This window comes from Quadrisphaera sp. DSM 44207 (genome assembly GCF_900101335.1).
Classification (GTDB): domain Bacteria; phylum Actinomycetota; class Actinomycetes; order Actinomycetales; family Quadrisphaeraceae; genus DSM-44207.
Genome location: NZ_FNKA01000002.1, coordinates 485,420 through 505,573, shown reverse-complemented (window position 1 = coordinate 505,573; position 20,154 = coordinate 485,420). Strand labels below are relative to the sequence as shown.

General features: G+C 75.9%; 18 protein-coding genes. 9 read left to right on the top strand and 9 right to left on the bottom strand.

Translation table 11 applies throughout. The features are described from left to right. Window positions 1-10 precede the first annotated feature (10 nt). The 6 genes from pgl to tkt all read right to left on the bottom strand — a co-directional run bounded on the left by pgl (window position 11) and on the right by tkt (window position 8,584). Window positions 11-784 carry a 6-phosphogluconolactonase gene (pgl, locus tag BLS82_RS08540; protein WP_092864013.1) on the bottom strand — a complete coding sequence of 258 codons (774 nt, stop codon included), beginning with the start codon at window positions 782-784 and terminating at the stop codon, window positions 11-13. Beyond that, window positions 781-1,974: a glucose-6-phosphate dehydrogenase assembly protein OpcA gene (locus BLS82_RS08535; protein ID WP_092864010.1), complete on the bottom strand. Its 1,194-nt coding sequence runs from the start codon at window positions 1,972-1,974 to the stop codon at window positions 781-783. The genes pgl and BLS82_RS08535 overlap by 4 nt, the downstream gene beginning before the upstream one ends. Continuing rightward, window positions 1,971-3,518, bottom strand: coding sequence for a glucose-6-phosphate dehydrogenase (zwf, locus tag BLS82_RS08530; RefSeq protein ID WP_092864007.1), 1,548 nt, complete (start codon window positions 3,516-3,518; stop codon window positions 1,971-1,973). Before zwf ends, BLS82_RS08535 begins: the two co-directional genes overlap by 4 nt. Then, complete coding sequence (locus tag BLS82_RS08525; RefSeq protein WP_092864004.1) at window positions 3,515-5,188, bottom strand: glucose-6-phosphate isomerase; 1,674 nt, start codon at window positions 5,186-5,188, stop codon at window positions 3,515-3,517. The genes zwf and BLS82_RS08525 overlap by 4 nt, the downstream gene beginning before the upstream one ends. Further along, complete coding sequence (gene tal, locus BLS82_RS08520) at window positions 5,185-6,327, bottom strand: transaldolase (protein ID WP_092864001.1); 1,143 nt, start codon at window positions 6,325-6,327, stop codon at window positions 5,185-5,187. Before tal ends, BLS82_RS08525 begins: the two co-directional genes overlap by 4 nt. Window positions 6,328-6,397: 70 nt before the next feature. Beyond that, on the bottom strand, window positions 6,398-8,584 hold the full coding sequence (tkt, locus tag BLS82_RS08515; RefSeq protein WP_255378223.1) for a transketolase: 2,187 nt from the start codon (window positions 8,582-8,584) through the stop codon (window positions 6,398-6,400). A 214-nt stretch (window positions 8,585-8,798) separates the two neighbouring features. Between tkt and BLS82_RS08510 the strand changes: the two genes are divergently transcribed. Next, complete coding sequence (locus BLS82_RS08510) at window positions 8,799-9,737, top strand: heme o synthase (RefSeq protein ID WP_092865106.1); 939 nt, start codon at window positions 8,799-8,801, stop codon at window positions 9,735-9,737. 132 nt (window positions 9,738-9,869) lie between these two features. On the opposite strand, the gene BLS82_RS08505 is transcribed toward BLS82_RS08510, so the two are convergent. The 3 genes from BLS82_RS08505 to BLS82_RS08495 all read right to left on the bottom strand — a co-directional run bounded on the left by BLS82_RS08505 (window position 9,870) and on the right by BLS82_RS08495 (window position 12,853). Beyond that, window positions 9,870-10,865, bottom strand: a complete 996-nt coding sequence (locus tag BLS82_RS08505; RefSeq protein WP_218123733.1) for a COX15/CtaA family protein — start codon at window positions 10,863-10,865, stop codon at window positions 9,870-9,872. A 150-nt stretch (window positions 10,866-11,015) separates the two neighbouring features. Then, window positions 11,016-11,858 carry an ABC transporter permease gene (locus BLS82_RS08500; RefSeq protein WP_255378222.1) on the bottom strand — a complete coding sequence of 281 codons (843 nt, stop codon included), beginning with the start codon at window positions 11,856-11,858 and terminating at the stop codon, window positions 11,016-11,018. Then, window positions 11,855-12,853 (bottom strand): ABC transporter ATP-binding protein, encoded by a 999-nt coding sequence (locus tag BLS82_RS08495; protein WP_092865100.1) that lies wholly within the window; start codon window positions 12,851-12,853, stop codon window positions 11,855-11,857. The genes BLS82_RS08500 and BLS82_RS08495 overlap by 4 nt, the downstream gene beginning before the upstream one ends. A gap of 187 nt (window positions 12,854-13,040) precedes the next feature. Between BLS82_RS08495 and BLS82_RS08490 the strand changes: the two genes are divergently transcribed. Genes BLS82_RS08490 through BLS82_RS08455 form a run of 8 tightly spaced genes read left to right on the top strand, consistent with a single transcriptional unit; the run spans window position 13,041 to window position 20,151 of the window. Beyond that, entirely contained in the window at window positions 13,041-13,901 is an 861-nt protein-coding gene (locus tag BLS82_RS08490; protein WP_218123732.1) for a helix-turn-helix transcriptional regulator, read from the top strand. Further along, a complete protein-coding gene (gene sufB, locus BLS82_RS08485; protein ID WP_092863992.1) occupies window positions 13,898-15,328 on the top strand; it encodes a Fe-S cluster assembly protein SufB in 1,431 nt (476 codons plus the stop codon). Before BLS82_RS08490 ends, sufB begins: the two co-directional genes overlap by 4 nt. Before the next feature lie 2 nt (window positions 15,329-15,330). Next, window positions 15,331-16,839 carry a Fe-S cluster assembly protein SufD gene (gene sufD, locus BLS82_RS08480; protein WP_092863990.1) on the top strand — a complete coding sequence of 503 codons (1,509 nt, stop codon included), beginning with the start codon at window positions 15,331-15,333 and terminating at the stop codon, window positions 16,837-16,839. Then, window positions 16,836-17,177: a non-heme iron oxygenase ferredoxin subunit gene (locus BLS82_RS08475; RefSeq protein ID WP_092863988.1), complete on the top strand. Its 342-nt coding sequence runs from the start codon at window positions 16,836-16,838 to the stop codon at window positions 17,175-17,177. Before sufD ends, BLS82_RS08475 begins: the two co-directional genes overlap by 4 nt. Before the next feature lie 15 nt (window positions 17,178-17,192). Continuing rightward, window positions 17,193-17,951: a Fe-S cluster assembly ATPase SufC gene (sufC, locus tag BLS82_RS08470; RefSeq protein WP_092863986.1), complete on the top strand. Its 759-nt coding sequence runs from the start codon at window positions 17,193-17,195 to the stop codon at window positions 17,949-17,951. Window positions 17,952-17,973: 22 nt separating this feature from the next. Beyond that, window positions 17,974-19,257: a cysteine desulfurase gene (locus BLS82_RS08465; RefSeq protein ID WP_092863983.1), complete on the top strand. Its 1,284-nt coding sequence runs from the start codon at window positions 17,974-17,976 to the stop codon at window positions 19,255-19,257. A gap of 7 nt (window positions 19,258-19,264) precedes the next feature. Then, window positions 19,265-19,768, top strand: a complete 504-nt coding sequence (gene sufU / locus BLS82_RS08460) for a Fe-S cluster assembly sulfur transfer protein SufU (protein WP_255378220.1) — start codon at window positions 19,265-19,267, stop codon at window positions 19,766-19,768. Further along, entirely contained in the window at window positions 19,765-20,151 is a 387-nt protein-coding gene (locus tag BLS82_RS08455; RefSeq protein WP_092863980.1) for a metal-sulfur cluster assembly factor, read from the top strand. The genes sufU and BLS82_RS08455 overlap by 4 nt, the downstream gene beginning before the upstream one ends. The last annotated feature ends 3 nt before the right edge of the window (window positions 20,152-20,154 follow it).

The following is a 20,154-nucleotide window of genomic DNA, read 5'->3' as shown; positions in this document are numbered from 1 at the left end:
CGCGAGCGGCTCAGGCGGGCGGCAGCCCGCCGGCCGCGTCGGCGTCCACGAGCCACAGCGTGCGCTGAACGCCCCTGGCCCGGCTGGCGGGCAGCGCGCCCGGCCCGGCGAGGGCCCGAGCGGCGGCGTCCGCCTTGTCGGCGCCGGAGACCACGCACCAGACCTCCTCGGCCGTGGTGATGACGGGCATCGTCAGGGACAGGCGCGTCGGCGGCGGCTTCGGCGCGTCGCGCACCGCCACCACGGGCTCCCCGGCCTCCTCGGCCCCCGGGTGGCCGGGGAAGAGCGAGGCCACGTGCCCGTCCGGGCCGACCCCGAGCAGCAGGACGTCGAAGACGGGCACCGGGCCCGGCACGCCCGCCTCGCGGGCGACGCGCGCGAGCTCCTGCGCGTAGCGCCGGGCCGCGGCGTCCGGGTCGTCGCCGTCGGGGCCGTCGCTGGCCGGCATGGCGTGCACGCGGGCTGGGTCGAGCCCGAGGGGGGTGAGCGCGTCGAGCAGCGCCTCGCGCGCCTGCGTGGCGTTGCGCTCGCCGTCCCCGTCGGGCAGGAAGCGCTCGTCGCCCCACCACAGGTCCGCGCGCGACCAGTCGACGGAGCGCACGGCGGGGCTGGCCGCGACCTGGCGCAGCGCCTCGGTGCCCACCGTGCCGCCGGTGAGCACCACACCCGCCCGTCCGCGCCGGGCCTGCACATCGACCAGGCGCGTGACCAGGCGGCCGGCGACGGCGGCCGCCAGGGACGCGCGGTCGGGGGAGGTGAGGACCTCCACCGGCGCGGGGCTCACGGGGCGTCCGCGGACTCGCCGGACTCCCCGGACCGGTCGCCCCCCGGTGACGCGACCGCGTCGTCCTGGGGACGGTGGCCCTCGCCCGCGGGCCGGCCCTGCTCGTCGAGGGGGCCGCTGGGCCCCTCGAGCTCGATGCCGCTGGGCTCGGCCCCGGCGATGCCGCGGGCGACCTCGGCGGCGTGGGCGTCCAGCTCCTCCCCGCGCTGGCGCACCTGCTCGGCAGGGGTGATGGCGCCGCGCCGCTGCGCCTCGTCGACGCCGATGGCGTCCTCCTCCTCCAGGGCCGGCAGGCCCCGGGTGACGACGTCGCCGAAGATGTCGTCCGGGTCCAGGCGCCGCAGCTCCTCGGCGAGGCACTCGGAGTCCGCGCGCCGCGCCAGGGTGAGGCGGCGGTCCGGCTGCCCGGGCTGGGTGAGGGTGGCGACGCGGCCGTCGGGGCGCACCAGCTCCACCGCGCCGGACGCCCGCTCCAGGCGCACCCCGATGATGCCGCTGCCGGGATCGGCGTTCACCCGCGTGACCGGGCACTCGAGCGCCCAGGTCAGCCAGGCCGCGAGCAGGTCGCTGCTGGGGCTGTCGACGGCGCCGGTCACCGCCGCCGCGGTGATCGGCTCCTCGGGCCTCCCGTCCAGCGCCGCGGCCAGGTAGCCGCGCCACAGGGTCAGCCGGGTCCAGGCGAAGTCGGTGTCACCGGGGCCGTGGCAGGCGGCCAGGCGCCGCAGGGCGGCCGGCGGGTCCGCGCTCGCCGCGGAGTCGGTGATGCGGCGCTGGCCCATCGCCCCGATGGGGTCGGCGGCGGGGTCCTCCGGCGGCTCGCCGGGCCACCAGGTCACCACGGGGGCGTCGGGCAGCAGCAGCGGGATGACCATCGAGTCCGCGTGGTCGGACAGCGGGCCGTAGCTGCGCAGCACCACGACCTCGCTGGCGCCGGCGTCACCGCCGACGCGGATCTGGCCGTCGAGGCGGATGGTGCCCCGCCGCTCGCCGCGGGCCAGGACGATGATCCGGCACGGGTGCTCCCGGCTGGCCTCGTTGGCGGCGGCGATGGCCGCCTCGGCCCGCTCGTCGTCCGTGGGGACGACGAGGGTGAGCACCCGCCCCAGGGCGACCGCCCCGCCGGTCTCGCGCAGGTCGACCAGCCGCTTGGCGATCGCCCCGGTCGACGTGTTCGGCATGTCGACGATCACGGCCGCCTCCAGGTGCGGCCGGTGCGGGCCAGCATCTCGTCGGCCGACGCCGGCCCCCAGGTCCCGGACGGGTACGGCTGCGGCTGACCCTGCCCGGCCCAGTGCTCGATGACCGGGTCGAGGATCCGCCAGGACAGCTCGACCTCCTCGTGGCGGGGGAACAGCGGCGGGTCGCCGAGCAGCACGTCGAGGATCAGGCGCTCGTACGCCTCGGGGGAGGACTCGGTGAAGGCGTTGCCGTACCCGAAGTCCATCGTGACGTCGCGGACCTCCATGGCGGTGCCCGGCACCTTCGACCCGAACCGGAGGGTGACGCCCTCGTCCGGCTGCACGCGGATCACCAGGGCGTTGCGGCCCAGCTCCTCGGTCGCCGTGGACTCGAACGGCAGGTGCGGCGCCGGCTTGAAGACGATCGCGATCTCGGTGACGCGCCGGCCCAGGCGCTTGCCGGTGCGCAGGTAGAACGGCACCCCGGCCCACCGCCGGGTGTCGATCTCCAGGGTCACCGCCGCGTAGGTCTCGGTGGCCGAGTCGTCGGGGATCCCCTCCTCCTCCAGGTAGCCGCGCACCGGCTCGCTGCCCTGCCAGCCCGGCGCGTACTGCCCGCGGGCGGTGCCGGCGTCGAGGTCGGCGGGCAGCCGGACCGCGGAGAGCACCTTCTCCTTCTCCGCGCGCAGGTCGCGGGCGGAGAAGGAGACCGGCTCCTCCATGGCGGTCAGCGCCAGCAGCTGCAGCAGGTGGTTCTGGATCACGTCGCGCGCCGCGCCGATGCCGTCGTAGTACCCGGCCCGGCCGCCGATGCCGATGTCCTCGGCCATGGTGATCTGCACGTGGTCGACGTGGCTGGAGTTCCAGATCGGCTCGAACATCTCGTTGGCGAACCGCAGCGCCAGGAGGTTCTGGACCGTCTCCTTGCCCAGGTAGTGGTCGATCCGGAACACCGAGTCCGGCGGGAAGACCCGCTCCACCACGGCGTTCAGCTCCCGGGCGCTCTCCAGGTCGTGGCCGAACGGCTTCTCGATGACCACGCGCCGCCACTGGCCCTCCACGGGGGCCGCGAGCCCGGACTTCTCCAGCTGCTCGGTGACCACGGGGAAGAAGCGCGGCGGGATCGAGAGGTAGAAGGCGTGGTTGCCGCCCGTGCCCCGCTCCTCGTCCAGCTGGAGGACGGTCTCGGCGAGCTTGTCGAACGCGGCCGGGTCGTCGAACTCACCGGGCACGAATCGGAAGCCCTCGGCGAGGTTCTGCCAGACCTCCTCCCGGAACGGGGTGCGGGCGTGCTGGCGGACCGCGTCGTAGACGACCCGGCCGAAGTCCTGCTCGGCCCAGTCGCGCCGGGCGAAGCCGACGAGGGAGAACCCCGGGGGCAGCAGGCCGCGGTTGGCCAGGTCGTAGATCGCCGGCATGAGCTTCTTGCGCGCCAGGTCGCCGGTGACGCCGAACAGCACCATGCCGCAGGGCCCGGCGATGCGGGCCAGGCGCTTGTCGCGCGGGTCGCGCAGCGGGTTCGCCGCGACGAGCGGGTCCGCGCCCGCGCGGCTCACGAGGCGCCTCCCGCCTCCGCCGCCCCGACCCCCAGCAGGTCGAGCAGCTGGGCGGTGCCGGCAGCTCGGTCGGTCAGGTGCAGGCGCAGCACGGGACGGCCGTGGTCGGCGAGCACGGCGGCGTCGCCGCCGGCCTGCGCGCTGACCAGCTGCCCGAAGGTGAACGGCCGCCCGGGGACCTCCAGGTCGCCGCTCGGCGCGGCCGTGACCTGCAGGTACACGCCCGTGGCGGGCCCGCCCTTGTGGTACTGGCCGGTGGAGTGCAAGAACCGCGGCCCCCACCCGAAGGTGACCGGCCGCCCGGTGCGCCGGGCGAGCGCCGGGCGCACCCGCTCCAGCTCCGGGTGGCCCAGGCGGTCGAGGTAGGCCATGACCGCCAGGTAGCCGCGCTGCGGGTCCAGCCGCCCGAGCAGCGCCTCGACCGCGCCCGCGGCGTCGCTCACGCCGTCGAGCAGGCCGGGGGTGGCGCGCACCTCGATCGCGCCGTCGACCAGCTGCGCCGGCTCCGGCTCGGGCGTCGCGTCGAGCAGGCCGCGGGCAGCGGCCTTGGCGCTCTCGACGTCCGGCTGGTCGAAGGGGTTGATCCCCAGCACCTTCCCGGCGACGGCGACGGCGTGCTCCCACAGCTGCACCTGCGCGCCCAGGGTGCCCGCCACGGCCACCTCGGCGCGCTCGGGGCGGTGCGCGAAGTCGGGGGAGACGGAGCGCGTCAGGTGCACCACGAGCACGTCCGGGGGCGGGTCGAGGACCTCGGGGTCGTCCGCGGAGGCGACGACGACGGGGAGCAGGCCGGTGCCCTCCTTGCCCGTGGACTCGGCGATCAGCTGCTCGGCCCAGTCCCCGAAGCCGACGAGCCCGGAGCCGTCGTCGACGACGACGACCTTGTCGCGGCCCTCGCTGCCGCCGAGGGCGGCGCCGAGGACGAGCGCGGGGTTGAGCGGGTCGTCGGCGGCGAGCACCTCGGTGACCGCGGCGGCCTCCTCCAGCAGGACCCCGACGTCCGCGCCCGCCAGCCCGGAGGGCACGAGCCCGAACGCCGTCAGCGCCGAGTAGCGGCCCCCGACGGTCGGGTCGGCCTCGATCACGGCGCGGTAGCCGGCCTCGGTGGCGGCCTGCTGCAGCGGCGAGCCGGGGTCGGTGACGACGACGACGCGGCTCCTCGCGTCGATGCCCGCCTCGGTCATCGCGGCCTCCAGCGCCCGGCGCTGGCTGTCGGTCTCCACGGTGGAGCCGGACTTGCTGCTGACCACGACGACCGTGCGCTCGAGCCGGTCGTGCAGGGCGCGGGCGACCTGGTCGGGGTCGGTGCCGTCGAGGACCGTCAGCTCCACGCCGGCCGTCGCCGTGATCACCTCGGGCGCGAGCGAGGAGCCGCCCATGCCGCACAGCACGACGTGGTCGACGCCCTCGGCGCGCAGCTGCTCGCGCAGCGCGGTGATCCGCTCCACGAGCGGGCGGGAGGAGGTGGGCAGGTGCACCCACCCCAGCCGCTTCGACGCCTCCTCCTCGGCCGCCGGGCCCCACAGGGTCGCGTCACCGGACGCGAGCCGGGACGCGACGCGGTCGGAGAGCAGGGAGGGCAGGCGGGTGCGGACGGCGTCCTCGGCGGCGCCGGAGACCTCGACGCCGAGACCGGTGGTGGGACCGGTGCTGGGGGTGCTGCTCGTCACCGGTCACCGCCGGCCTGGATCGCGGCGCGCTCGAGCTCGTCGCGGACCGTGCCGGTCAGCTCGCCCCAGGACTTCTCGAACTTGCTCACGGCCTCGCGCTCGAGGCCCTCGACGACCTCGGAGTAGGAGATGCCCAGGCGCGCCAGGGCGTCGAGCACCTGCGAGGCCTCCTCGTACGTGCCGCGCACCGTGTCGCCGCGCACCTCGCCGTGGTCGGCGAACGCCTCCAGGGTGGATCCCGGCATGGTGTTGACCACGCCGTCCGTGACCAGCTCGGAGACGTAGAGGGTGTCCGGGTAGTCGGGGTTCTTCACCCCGGTGGAGGCCCACAGCGGCCGCTGCGGCGTGGCCCCGGCGTCCGCGAGGACCTGCCAGCGCGGGGAGGCGAGGACCTCCTCGTAGGCCTGGAACGCCAGGCGGGCGTTGGCGAGCGCCGCCTTCCCGCGCAGGGCGAGCGCCTCCTCGGTGCCGATCTCGTTCAGCCGCGCGTCCACGTCGGTGTCCACCCGGGAGACGAAGAAGCTGGCCACCGACTGGATCCGGGAGAGGTCCAGCCCCTTCTCGCGGGCCTGCTCCAGGCCGGTCAGGTGGGCGTTCATCACGGCCCGGTAGCGGTCGAGGCTGAAGATCAGCGTGACGTTGACGCTGATCCCCTCCGCCAGGGCGGTGGTGATGGCGGGCAGCCCGTCCTCCACGGCCGGGATCTTGATCATGAGGTTGGGCCGGTCCACGGTCCGCCACAGCGTGCGGGCGGCCTCCTCGGTGGCCCTGCGGTCGTGGGCCAGGCGCGGGTCGACCTCGAGGGAGACCCGCCCGTCCTGGCCCCCGCTCGCCTCGTAGACGGGGGCGAAGATGTCGCAGGCCCTGCGCACGTCGGTCGTGGTGACCTCCAGGACCGCCTGCTCCACCACCTGCTCGAGGTCGCCGCCGCGGGCGGCGACCTCGGCGAGCTGCTCGGTGTAGCGGTCGCCCTTGGCCAGCGCCGAGGCGAAGATCGTCGGGTTGCTCGTGACCCCGACGACGTTCTTGTCGTCGATCAGCTGCTGCAGCGCGCCCGAGTCGGTCAGCTCGCGGGAGAGGTCGTCCAGCCAGATCGACACGCCGGCCTGGCTGAGGGCGGTCAGTGCGGGGTTGCTCATGTCCGTGCTCCTTGTCGGGGGTCCCGGTCGGGAGGTGCCGGTCGGGAGGTCGGGAGGTCGGGAGGTCGGGTCAGCGGTCGGCGGTGCCGCCGGAGGGGGAGCTGGAGCCCGCCGCGCTGCCCGGGGTCGCGGAGTCCTGCTGCTGCAGGGACTCGCGGGCCGCCGCGGCCACGTGCTCGGCCGTGAAGCCCAGCTCGGCGTAGAGGGTCTGGTAGTCGGCGGAGGCGCCGAAGTGCTCCAGGGACACGGAGCGCCCGGCGTCCCCGACGACGTCGCGCCACCCGGCGGCCACCCCGGCCTCCACCGACACGCGCGCGCGCACGGACGGCGGCAGCACTGACTCGCGGTACTCGGCGTCCTGCTCGGCGAACCACTCGCGGCACGGCATGGAGACCACGCGGGTCGCGATGCCGTCGGCCTCCAGCTGCTCGCGCGCGGCGACCGCGATCTGCACCTCCGAGCCCGTGCCGACGAGCACCACCTGCGGGGTGCCGGTGCTGGCCTCGGCGAGCACGTACCCGCCGCGCAGCACGCCCTGCGCGGAGCCGAAGGACTCCGGCGTCGCGTCGCCGTCCCCGCGCTCGAACGTCGGCACGTTCTGGCGCGTCAGGGTCAGGCCGGCCGGCCCGTTCGTGCGCTCGAGGATCCCGCGCCAGGCGACGGCGGTCTCGTTGGCGTCGGCGGGGCGGACGACGGACAGGCCCGGGATGGCGCGCAGGGCGGCCAGGTGCTCGACCGGCTGGTGGGTCGGGCCGTCCTCGCCCAGGCCGATGGAGTCGTGGGTCCACACGTAGATCGTGGGGATCTGCATCAGCGCGGCGAGGCGGACGGCGGGGCGCATGTAGTCGCTGAAGACCAGGAACGTGCCGCCGTAGGCCCGCAGCCCGTCGTGCAGCGTGATCCCGTTGAGGATCGAGCCCATGGCGTGCTCGCGGATGCCGAAGTGCAGCGTGCGCCCGTGCTCGTTCCCGGCCCAGCTGCGGGTGGCGCGGTGCGCGGGGACGAAGGAGGGCTCGCCCTCCATCGTCGTGTTGTTGCTCTCCGCCAGGTCCGCGGAGCCGCCCCACAGCTCGGGCAGCACCGGGGCGAGCGCCGTGAGCACCGCGCCGGAGGCCTTGCGGGTGGAGACGTCCTTGCCGGCCGGGAAGGACGGCAGCGCCGACGTCCAGCCCTCGGGCAGGCGGCGCTCGCTGGTGCGGTCCAGGAACGCGGCCCGCTCGGGGTTCGCCTCGCGCCAGGCGGCGTAGGCGGCGTCCCACTCCTCTCGCTGCGGGCGCAGGCGCTCGGCGAGGCCGCGGGTGCGCTCGATCACGGCGTCCTCGACGGCGAAGGTCTGCTCGGGGTCGAAGCCCAGGACCTGCTTGGTCGCCCTGACCTCGTCCTCGCCGAGGGCGGAGCCGTGGGCCTTGCCGGTGTTCTGCGCCTTCGGCGCGGGCCACGCGATGATCGTGCGCAGGGCGATGATCGAGGGCCGGCCGGTCTCGGCGCGGGCCGCCTGCAGGGCGGACCACAGGCCCTCGACGTCCTCGGAGTACTCGCTGCCGCCGTGCGTCCAGTCCACCTCCTGGGTGTGCCAGCCGTAGGCCTCGTACCGCTTGAGGACGTCCTCGCTGAAGGCGATGTCGGTGTCGTCCTCGATGGAGATGTGGTTCTGGTCGTAGAGGACGACGAGGTTCCCCAGCTCCTGGTGGCCGGCCAGGGAGCTGGCCTCGGCAGTGACGCCCTCCTGCAGGTCGCCGTCGGAGGCGATGACGTAGACGGAGTGGTCGAACGGGCTCTCGCCGGTCGCGGCGTCCGGGTCGAGCAGGCCGCGCTCGCGGCGGGCGGCCATGGCCATGCCCACGGCGCTGGCCAGGCCCTGGCCGAGGGGGCCGGTGGTGATCTCCACGCCGGGGGTGTGCTGGTACTCGGGGTGGCCGGGGGTCTTCGAGCCCCACGTGCGCAGCGCCTGCAGGTCCTCCAGCTCCAGGCCGAAGCCGGCCAGGTACAGCTGGATGTACAGGGTGAGGCTGGAGTGCCCGGCCGACAGGACGAAGCGGTCGCGCCCAGGCCACAGCGGGTCGGACGGGTCGTGGCGCATGAGCTTCTGGAACAGCAGGTACGCGGCCGGCGCCAGGCTCATGGCCGTGCCCGGGTGGCCGTTGCCGGCCTTCTGGACGGCGTCGGCGGCCAGGACGCGGATCGTGTCGACGGCCCGCTGGTCGGTCTCGTCCCACTCCAGAGCGGTGCTGGTGGTGCTGACGTCCGTGCTGGTCACTCGGGGTCCTTCCCTCGCGCCGCGCGCAAGGGGCACGCGCGCGCGGCCCTGATGGCTGTCACACCGGCGGTCGTCGACTTCGCCGCCCGTCGTCGGAAGCCTACTCACCCCCTCCTGCCCCGCCACACCGCAGCGGCTGCGGCCGCGGGGCGTGGTCGTAGAGTGGAGCGCCAGCCCCTCGGGGACCCCTCGCGAGCGAGGACCACGACCGCCCGTGACCGCCGTCGAGCACGTCGCCCCGTCCCCGGCCCGGTGGACCACCGGCCAGCGCCTGCTCGGCTTCGTGGCGCTCACGAAGCCGCGGATCATCGAGCTGCTGCTCATGACCACCGTGCCGACGATGATGCTGGCCGACCGGGGCCTGCCGCCCCTGGGCCTGCTGGGCGCGACCCTCGTCGGCGGCACGCTCGCCGCGGCGAGCGCGAACGCCCTGAACTGCTACCTCGACCGCGACATCGACATGCGGATGCACCGCACCGGGCGCCGCCCGCTCGTGACCGGCGTGGTGCGCCCGGGCGAGGCGCTCGCGTTCGGCCTCGGGCTCGGGGTCGTGGCGGTCGCGTGGCTGGCCCTCGTCGTCAACGGGCTCTCGGCGCTGCTGGCCGGGCTGGCGATCGCGTTCTACGTGCTCGTCTACACCCTCGGCCTCAAGCGGCGCACGCGGCAGAACATCGTCTGGGGCGGCGCCGCCGGCTGCATGCCCGTGCTCATCGGGTGGTCCGCGGTCACGGGCAGCCTCTCGTGGACGCCCTGGGTGCTGTTCGCGGTGATCTTCCTCTGGACGCCGCCGCACTACTGGCCGCTGTCGATCAAGTACCGGGACGACTACGCCGAGGTCGGCGTCCCGATGCTGCCCGTGGTCGCCACCCCCACCGCCGTCGGGCGCCAGGTGGTCGCGTACACGTGGGCGACCGTCGCGGCGACGCTGCTGCTCGTGCCGGTGGCGGGCACCGGGCCGGTCTACGCCGGGGCCGCCGTCCTGCTGGGGGCCTGGTTCGTCGCGGAGGCGCACGGGCTGCTGCGCCGCGCGCGGCGCGTGGCCAGCGCTGACGAGGTGCGCGCGATGCGCCTGTTCCACGTCTCGATCAGCTACCTGACGCTGCTGTTCCTGGCCCTGGCCGTGGACGCCGTCCTGCCGCACCGCCTCCTCTGAGGCCGGGCGCGGCTCCTCGTCGACGCACCCACCTCCGACTCGACGCGCTTCGCGGGCGGAGTGCGCCCGGGACCACGGCCGCAGGTGCACTCCGCGGGCGGAGTGCACCCGGGGGGCGCCGCGCGAGGCGCTTCAGCGCGAGGCGACGAGGCCGCGCTCGTGCCGGGGCGGCAGGGGGCCCGTCGCCGCGTCGCCCGGGCCGTCGCCGCGCTCGCGCAGCGAGACCAGCAGCGCCGTGACGGCGACGACGAGCAGGCACGCGCCGAGCATGTGCAGCCACACCAGGGGGCGGGCGAGGTCGAGCGCGTACTGGGTGTAGCCCAGCGCGCCCTGGGCCAGCGTGACGCCGACGACGAGCAGGGCGCGCCGGGCGGTGACCGCGGGAGCGCCGACGACGCGCAGCGTCACCGCGAGCCCGACGACGAGGCCGACGAAGAGCAGCACGGCGTCGGCGTGCAGCCAGCTGAGCGTGCGCGGGTCCACGGCCAGGCGCGCGGGCTCGTCCGCGTCGCCGGAGTGCGGCCCGGCCCCCGTCACGAGCGTGCCGAGCACGAGGACGACGGCGGCGACGACGGCGACCAGCCGCCCCCACCACACCAGCGCGGGGTGCACGAGCGGGCGCGGCGGCCCGTCGCCCTCGCGCGCGCGCAGCACCAGCAGCGTCGAGACCGCGATCAGCGCCATCGAGACGAGGAAGTGCAGCGCGACGGTCAGCGGGTTCAGCCCGGTGCGCACGGTGATGCCGCCGATGACGCCCTGCGCCAGCACGCCGACCAGCGGCGCGGCCGCCAGCAGCCGCAGCAGCGGGCGCTGGGGGCGCAGGCGCCACACGGCGACGAGGGCGGCGACGGCGAGCGCGCCGACGACGAAGGTCAGCAGCCGGTTGCCGAACTCGATGTGCTTGTGGAACCCCTCGGCCTGCTCGACCGTCGGCACGTAGGAGCCGGGCACGCACTGCGGCCACGTGGGGCACCCGAGCCCCGAGCCGGTCAGGCGCACCAGGCCGCCGGTGAGCACGATCCCGATCTCCGCGACGAGCTGGGCCACCAGCACCGGCCCCAGCCAGCGGCCGGACGTCGTCCCGCGGCCCACGGGCCTGGCCGCCCCGCGGCCTCGCACAGCGCTCACGCCGCCAGGGTAGGTCGCGCCCGCGGCGGCGCCGACGCCGGCAGCGGCGGGTGTGGGGCGGCTCTCAGCGGCCCCCGGGCCCCGTCAGGTCCGGGTCAGGTCCGGGTCAGGTCCGGGTCAGGTCCGGGTCAGGTCCGGGTCGGCGCCGGGTCAGCTCCAGCGGAAGACGCGCACGACGAGGGCCGCGGCGGCCGCGGCCCAGGCGAGCAGCACCAGCACCGGGACGACGGCCACCGCGCCGTCGAGCAGCGCCGCGCGCGCGGCGTCGCCCAGGGCGCCGGAGGGCAGCACCGCCACCACCGCGGACAGCGGGCCGGGCAGCGCCGAGCGGGGCAGCAGCAGCCCGCCGCCCGCGACGAGGAGGAGGAAGACGAGGTTGGCCAGGGCCAGGACCGCCTCGGCGCGCAGCGTGCCCGCCAGCAGCAGCGCCAGGGCCACGAACGCGGCGGTGCCCGCGAGCAGGGCGAGGGCGAGCGCGGCCAGCCCGGCGGCGCCGGCGGCGAGCGGCCGCCAGCCCAGAGCGGCGCCGAGGGCGCCGAGGACCAGCACCTGCAGGACCTCCACGGCGAGCACGGCGAGCACGCGCCCGGCGAGCAGCCCGCCGCGCCCGAGCGGCGTCGTGGCCAGCAGCCTCAGGACGCCGTAGCGGCGGTCGAAGCCGAGCTGGATCGCCTGGCCGGTGAAGGCGGTGGAGACCACGGCCAGGGCCAGCACGCCGGGCACGACGACGTCGACGCGGGGCAGGGCCGCCAGCTCCGCCGGCACCCCGAGGTCCCCCAGCGGCAGGCGCACCAGCGCCACCAGCGCCAGGGCGGGGAGCACGAGGCTGACGAGCAGCTGCTCGCCGTTGCGCAGCAGCACGCGGGTGTCGAAGGCGGCCTGCGCGAGGACCCGGCGCGCGGCGGGCGCCGGCCCTCCGCCGGGCGCCAGGGCCAGCCCGGCCGCGCCGGGGCGGACCGCCCCCGGCGCCTGCGACCCGGCCTCGGCGCTCACGACCCGCTCCGCTGCCAGTCGGCCTCGCTGCCGGTCAGCTCCAGGACGACCTCCTCCAGGCTGCGCGCGCCCACCGTCAGGCCCGTCGGCATCACCCCGGCGGCCGCGCACCAGGAGGCCACCGTGGCCACGACCCGGGGGTCGACCGCACCGGGGCTGCCGTCGACGGCGCGCACCTCGTAGCGCCCCGGCGCCGGCTCGGCCACGGCCACCGCGGTCGGCAGCGCCCTGCGCAGCGGCTGCAGGTCCAGGCCCGGGGTGGTCGCGAAGCTCAGCCGCTCCTCGCCGCCGGCGCCGGTCAGCTCCGCCACGGTGCCGCTCGCCACGGCCCGCCCGGAGCGGACGACGACGACGGTGTCCGCCAGCCGCTCGGTCTCGGGCATGGAGTGCGTCGTCAGCACGATGGCGACGCCCGCGTCGCGCAGGCGCTCCAGCAGGTCCCACACCACCTGGCGGCCCTGGGGGTCCAGCCCCGCGCTCGGCTCGTCGAGGAAGAGCAGCTCCGGGCGGCCGACCACGGCCGCGGCCAGGGCGAGGCGCTGGCGCTGGCCGCCGGACAGCCGCCGCACGCTCGTGCGCGCCACCGGGTGCAGGCCGAGGAGGTCCGCCAGCGCGTCGACGTCCATCGGGTCCTCGTGCAGGGAGGCGACGTGGCGCAGCACGCCCAGCGCCGGCGCCCCGTTGGGCAGCCCGCCGTCCTGCAGCACGACGCCGACGCGCCCGCGCAGGGCGGCGCGGTCGCGCACCGGGTCCAGCCCGAGCACCCGCAGGGTGCCGGCGTCAGGGGAGCGCAGCCCCACGCAGCACTCCACCGCCGTGGTCTTGCCCGCGCCGTTGGGCCCGAGCACGGCCGTGACGGCGCCGCGCTGCGCGAGCAGGGACAGCCCGTCCACCGCGGCGCGGCGCCCGTAGCGCTTGACGAGCCCGGAGACGACCAGGGCGGGGACGGCGTCGCGCCCGCCGGGTGCGCCTCCCGCCGTGGCCGCTGCCCCCAGGAGCGCCGCGGCCGGCGCCGGGGAGCCCGCCGCGCCGGCCGACGCGGGCGGCGCGGCCCCGGCGGGACCCCGGGCGAGGCTCACGGGAGCAAGTCTAGGCGGGGGCGCGCGGCCGGCTCCCCTGTGCGCGAGTGAGGTCCGCCACCCCGGTTCGCCAGGGCGGATGCATTTCCGCGATGATGCCGTTGTGGAAAGCGTGGACGGGGAGAGCAGGACGCGCCGGCGCGTGCTGTCGGCCGTCCTCACCCGGGGCCCGGTGACGGCCGGCGCGCTCGCGGACGCGCTGGGCCTGACGCCCGCGGCGGTGCGCCGCCACCTCGACGCCCTGACCGCCGACGGCCTGGTCGCCGCGCACGACCTCGTGCGCACCGGCGGGCGCGGCCGGCCCGCCCGCACGGTCACCGCCACGGCCGCCGGCCGCGCCGCGGTGCGCCCGCGCGGGGGCGCCGGGGCCGGGGAGGAGCTGGCGGCCGCCGCGCTGCACCGCCTCGCGGCCCTGGGCGGGCGCGAGGCCGTGACCGCCTTCGCGGAGGACCGCGCGCGGGCCCTGGAGGTCCGCTGCGCCCCCGCCCTGGCCGCGGCCGGCCCCGGCCTCGCCGAGCGCGTCGACGCCCTCGCCGGAGCGCTCTCGCACGAGGGCTACGCTGCCTCGACCCGCCCGGTGGTCCCTCCCCGCGCCTCCGCGGCGCGGCGCGCACCGGGCCGGGCGCCGGGACGGCCCGCGGGTCGTGCGCCGTCCGCTGCCGGCGCCGTCCACGCCGTCCAGCTGTGCCAGGGGGCGTGCCCCGTGGCGCACGTGGCGGGCGAGTTCCCGGAGCTGTGCCGCGCCGAGACGGACGCGTTCTCGCGGCTGCTCGGCGTGCACGTGCAGCGGCTCGCCACGCTCGCCCACGGCGAGCACGCGTGCACCACCCACGTCCCCGTCGCCTCGCCCCGCAGCGGCACCAGCACCACCCGCGCCACCAGCCGCACCAGCACCTCCCCGACCAGCACCTCCCGCCAGACCCCCCGCACCACCGCCTCCCCGGAAGGGACGCATCCCGCATGACCGCCGAGCTGTCCGACATCGAGGCCCGCAACCCCGAGCTCCAGGGGCTGGGCACCTACCAGTACGGGTGGGCCGACGCCGACACCGCCGGCGCCACCGCGCGCCGCGGCCTGTCCGAGGACGTCGTCCGCGAGATCTCCGCCCTCAAGGGCGAGCCGGACTGGATGCTGCGCACCCGCCTGAAGGCGCTGCGCCTGTTCGACCGCAAGCCGATGCCGGACTGGGGCAGCGACCTGTCCGACATCGACTTCGACAACATCAAGTACTTCGTGCGCTCCACCGAGAAGCAGGCGACGTCCTGGGACGAGCTGCCCGAGGACATCAAGAACACCTACGACCGGCTCGGCATCCCCGAGGCGGAGAAGCAGCGCCTCGTCGCCGGCGTCGCCGCGCAGTACGAGTCCGAGGTCGTCTACCACCAGATCCGCGAGGACCTCGAGGCCCAGGGCGTGATCTTCGTCGACACCGACACGGGCCTGCGCGAGCACCCGGAGCTGTTCGCCGAGTACTTCGGCTCCGTCATCCCGCCGGGGGACAACAAGTTCGCCGCGCTGAACACGGCCGTGTGGTCCGGCGGGTCGTTCATCTACGTGCCGCCGGGCGTGCACGTGGACATCCCGCTGCAGGCCTACTTCCGGATCAACACCGAGAACATGGGCCAGTTCGAGCGCACGCTGATCATCGCGGACGAGGGCTCGTACGTGCACTACGTCGAGGGCTGCACCGCGCCGATCTACACGTCCGACTCGCTGCACTCCGCGGTCGTGGAGATCGTCGTGAAGAAGAACGCCCGCGTGCGGTACACGACGATCCAGAACTGGTCGAACAACGTGTACAACCTGGTCACCAAGCGGGCGACCGCCGCCGAGGGCGCGACCATGGAGTGGGTCGACGGCAACATCGGCTCCAAGGTCACGATGAAGTACCCGGCGATCTTCCTGCTCGGCGAGCACGCCAAGGGCGAGACGCTGTCCATCGCCTTCGCCGGCGAGGGCCAGCACCAGGACGCCGGCGCGAAGATGGTCCACGCGGCGCCGCACACGTCGTCCTCGATCATCTCCAAGTCGGTGGCCCGCAGCGGCGGGCGCGCCTCCTACCGCGGCCTGGTGCAGGTGCTCGAGGGCGCCGGCCACTCGGCGTCCACGGTGCGCTGCGACGCGCTGCTGGTGGACAGCAACTCCCGCTCCGACACCTACCCGTACGTCGACGTCCGCGAGGACGACGTCGTCATGGGCCACGAGGCCACGGTGTCCAAGGTCAGCGAGGACCAGCTGTTCTACCTGATGTCGCGCGGCATGGCCGAGGACGAGGCGATGGCGATGATCGTGCGCGGCTTCATCGAGCCGATCGCGCGCGAGCTGCCGATGGAGTACGCCCTCGAGCTGAACCGGCTCATCGAGCTGCAGATGGAAGGAGCGGTCGGCTGAGCATGGCGGACGCGCGCAGCACCACGGAAGCCGTCACCGCCGCGGTCGAGGACGCCGTGCGGGGCGTCGTCGAGGCGCTCCGCCCCGGCGACGCCCCGGACGGGGCCGGTGACGAGCGCCGGCAGGAGAAGGCCGTGGACCTGGCGGCCGCGGCTCCCGCGGACGTCGCCATCGACAGCTCGGTCGCGGCCGGCCCCGGGTACTCCCCGGCCGACGCGCGCCCGGGCACCCGCGACGAGCTCGACGCCCGTGCGAGCGGGGGCGGGCCCGACGGCGCGGCGGGGGGCGGGGCCCAGCACGGGCTGGGCGCCCACTCCCACGGCGCCGGGGTGCCGGAGGCCAGCCGCGCCGAGCGGCTGACCTCCTTCGCCGTCGACGACTTCCCCGTGCCCACGGGCCGGGAGGAGGAGTGGCGCTTCACCCCCCTCGGGCCGCTGGCGCCGCTCTTCGCCCCCGACGCCGGCGCCGCGGCGGGCCTGACCACCACCGTCGAGGCCCCCGACGGCGTCACGCACACCCGCGTCGGCGCCGGCGACCCCGCGCGCGGGGTCGCCTTCGTGCCCGGTGACCGGGCCGCGGCCGTCGCCTACGCCGACGCCGCCGGCGCGGACGTCGTCCGCATCGCCCCCGAGGCCTCCCTCGAGGCGCCCGTGCGCGTCGCGGTGCGCTCGAGCGGGGCCCGGGGCGCGGGCCACCTCGTGGTCGACGCCGGGCCGTTCAGCCGCGCCACCGTCGTGGTCCACCACGCCGGGTCCGGCGCGGTCGCCAGCGGCGTGGAGGTGCGCGTCGGCGACGGCGCGCAGCTGACCGTCGTCAGCGTCCAGCAGTGGGACGAGGACGCGGTGCACGCCAGCCAGCACGACGCCCTCGTCGGCCGCGACGCGACGTTCAAGCACGTCGTCGTCACCCTCGGCGGCGCCGTGGTGCGGCTGGGGGCGACGGTGCGCTACGCCGGCCCGGGCGGCGACGCGGAGCTGCTCGGCGTCTACTTCGCCGACGCGGGCCAGCACCTGGAGCACCGCTCGTTCGTCGACCACGCCGCGCCCAGCTGCCGCAGCAACGTCATGTACAAGGGCGCGCTGCAGGGCGCCACGGCCCACACCGTCTGGGTCGGGGACGTGCTGATCCGCGACGGGGCGCTGGGCACCGACACCTACGAGCTCAACCGCAACCTCGTGCTCACCCCGGGCGCGCGCGCCGACTCGGTGCCGAACCTGGAGATCGAGACGGGCGAGATCGTCGGCGCCGGGCACGCCAGCGCCACCGGCCGCTTCGACGACGAGCAGCTGTTCTACCTGCAGTCGCGCGGGATCCCGGAGGAGCTGGCGCGCCGCCTCGTCGTCCGGGCCTTCTTCGCCGACGTGCTGCAGAAGATCGGCGTCGCGGAGGTCACCGACGCGCTCATGGCGGCCATCGAGGCCGAGCTGGAGCAGGCGGCGCTGCCGGCCGTCGGCACCGGCGAGGCGCCCGTGCCCCTGACCGGCGCCGCGACGCTGGGGGCGGGGGCGTGAGCGCGCAGCGCGTGTGCGCCCTCGCCGACGTCCCGCAGGTCGGCGCCGTGCGCGTGAGCGCCACGAGCGCCGACGGCGCGGAGGTGCCCGTGGCCGTCGTGCGCGACGAGGACGGCGCCCTGCACGCCGTCTCGGACCTGTGCAGCCACCAGGACATCGCCCTGTCCGAAGGCGACGTCGAGGGCTGCGAGATCGAGTGCTGGCTGCACGGGTCGCGCTTCGACCTGCGCACCGGCGAGCCGAGCAGCCTGCCGGCCACCGCCCCGATCCCCGTCTACCGGCTGACCGTCTCCGGTGACGACGTCCTCGTGGACGTCGACGCCGAGCCGGCCGCCTGACCCCCTGGAGCCGACATGTCCACCCTGGAGATCCGCGACCTGCACGTCACGGTCGACACCCCCGACGCCGGCGCCAAGGAGATCCTGCGCGGCGTCGACCTGACCGTCCGCTCCGGAGAGACCCACGCGATCATGGGCCCGAACGGCTCGGGCAAGTCGACGCTGGCCTACTCCATCGCCGGGCACCCGAAGTACACCGTCACCAGCGGCTCCGTGGCGCTGGACGGCGAGGACGTCCTGGAGATGAGCGTCGACGAGCGCGCCCGCGCGGGCCTGTTCCTCGCCATGCAGTACCCGGTGGAGGTGCCGGGCGTGACGGTGTCGAACTTCCTGCGCACCGCCAAGACCGCGATCGACGGCACGGCGCCGAACCTGCGGCACTGGACCAAGGACGTGCGCACCGCCATGCAGGCCCTGCGCATGGACCCCGCCTTCGCCGAGCGCAACGTCAACGAGGGCTTCTCGGGCGGCGAGAAGAAGCGCCACGAGATCCTCCAGATGGAGCTGCTGCAGCCGAAGTTCGCCGTCCTCGACGAGACCGACTCCGGCCTGGACGTCGACGCCCTGAAGATCGTCTCCGAGGGCGTCAACCGGCTGCGCGCCACCGGGGAGTCCGGCGTGCTGCTGATCACCCACTACACGCGGATCCTGCGCTACGTGACGCCGGACTTCGTCCACGTCTTCGTGGCCGGCCGCGTGGCCGAGGAGGGCGGGCCCGAGCTCGCCGAGGACCTCGAGGAGAACGGCTACGACCGCTTCCTCACCCCGGCCTGAGACGAGCGGGCGCGCACCGGCCATGAGCACCGCAGGAGCGGCGCTGGACGTCGAGCGGCTGCGCGAGGACTTCCCCATCCTCGCGCGCCGCCTCGACGGGGGCGCACCGCTGGTCTACCTCGACTCCGCCGCGACCTCCCAGAAGCCGCGCGCGGTGCTCGAGGCCGTGGCCGAGCACGACAGCCGCTCCAACGCCAACGTCGCGCGCTCGGCGCACCAGCTGGGCGCCGAGGCGACGGCGGCCTACGAGGGCGCGCGCGAGGCCGTCGCCGGCTTCGTCGGCGCCGCCGGCCCGGACGAGGTGGTCTTCACCAAGAACGCCTCGGAGGCGCTGAACCTCGTCGCGGGCGTGCTCGCGTGGGCGCCGGAGCCGCTGCGCGTCGGGCCGGGCGACGAGGTGCTCGTCACGGCGCTGGAGCACCACTCCAACCTCGTGCCCTGGCAGCTGCTGTGCCAGCGCACCGGCGCGGTGCTGCGGTGGGTGGAGGTCACCGACGACGGGCGCCTGGACCTCGACTCCCTCGACGCGCAGCTGTCGCAGCGCACGAGGGTCGTCTCCCTGGCGTGGGTCTCCAACGTCCTCGGCACCGTCAACCCGGTCGCCGAGGTGGCCCGGCGCGCGCACGCCGTCGGCGCCCTCGTGGTCGTCGACGGCGCCCAGGCGGTGCCGCAGCTACCCGTGGACGTCGCCGCCCTCGGCGCCGACCTGCTCGCCTTCACGGGCCACAAGATGTGCGGGCCCACCGGGATCGGCGTGCTCTGGGGGCGCCGGGAGCTGCTGGCGCAGCTGCCGCCGTTCCTCGGCGGCGGGGAGATGGTCGGCGTCGTCGACCTCGCCGGCTCCACCTACGCCGAGCCGCCGCACCGCTTCGAGGCCGGCACGCCGCCCATCACCCAGGCGGTCGGGCTCGGCGCCGCGGTGCGGTACCTGCAGGGCGTCGGCATGGACGCCGTCGCCGCGCACGAGCGGGCCGTCACGGCCCGCCTGCTCGACGGCCTGGCGAGCGTGCCGGGCCTGCGGGTGCTCGGCCCCCGCGAGGCGCACGAGCGCGGCGGCGCGGTCTCCTTCGTCCTCGACGGGGTGCACCCGCACGACGTCGGGCAGGTGCTGGACTCCCTCGGCATCGCCGTGCGCACCGGCCAGCACTGCGCCCGGCCGCTGCACGTGCGCTTCGGCGTGCCGGCCACGACCCGGGCGTCGTCCTACCTGTACACCACCGAGGCGGAGGTCGACGCGCTCGTCGACGGCCTGGAGCGGGTGCGGCACTTCTTCGGCGCCCCGGGCCTGGCCCGGGCGGGAGGGTGAGGCGCCGGTGAGCGGCCTGCGGTCCCTCTACGGGGAGCTGATCCTCGACCACGCGCGCGAGCCGCACGGGGCGGGCCTGCGCGACCCGTTCGACGTCGAGGTGCACCACGTCAACCCCACCTGCGGCGACGAGGTGCGCCTGCGGCTGCTGCTCGACGGCGACGGGGCGGCGGCGCTCGTGCGTGACGTCTCCTACGACGCGCAGGGGTGCGCCATCAGCGTCGCCGGCTCCTCGGTGATGACCGACGAGGTCGTCGGCGGCACCGTCGCCCAGGCCCTGGCCCGCTACGACGGCGTCCTGGAGGTGCTGCAGGGGCGCGCCGAGCCCGACCCGCAGGTGCACGGGGACGTCGCCGCCTTCGCGGGCGTGCGCCGCTTCCCGGCCCGGGTCAGGTGCGCCCTGCTGGGCTGGGCCGCGCTGCGCGACGCCCTCGCGCGCACGGCGGGGAAGGGTCCCGCCCGCCCCGACGCTGGTGCCGGTGAGAGCCGGCCGACCCTGGAGGACCGATGAGCGAGCAGCTCACCACCCAGCCCGCGCAGGACGCCGCAGCGCCCGGCGAGACCGACGGCGCGGGCGCTGCGGGCGCGCCGCGCCTGGAGCTGGTCGAGGAGGCCCTCAAGGACGTCATCGACCCCGAGCTCGGCATCAACGTCGTCGACCTCGGGCTCGTGTACGGCCTGAGCGTTGAGCCCGACGGGCAGGCCGTCATCGACATGACCCTGACCTCGGCGGCGTGCCCGCTGACCGATGTGATCGAGGACCAGACCGCCCAGGCCCTCGCCGGGCTCGTTCCCGGCCACCGGATCAACTGGGTCTGGATGCCGCCGTGGGACATGGGCAAGATCACCGACGACGGCCGCGACCAGCTGCGCGCCCTGGGCTTCAACGTCTGAGCC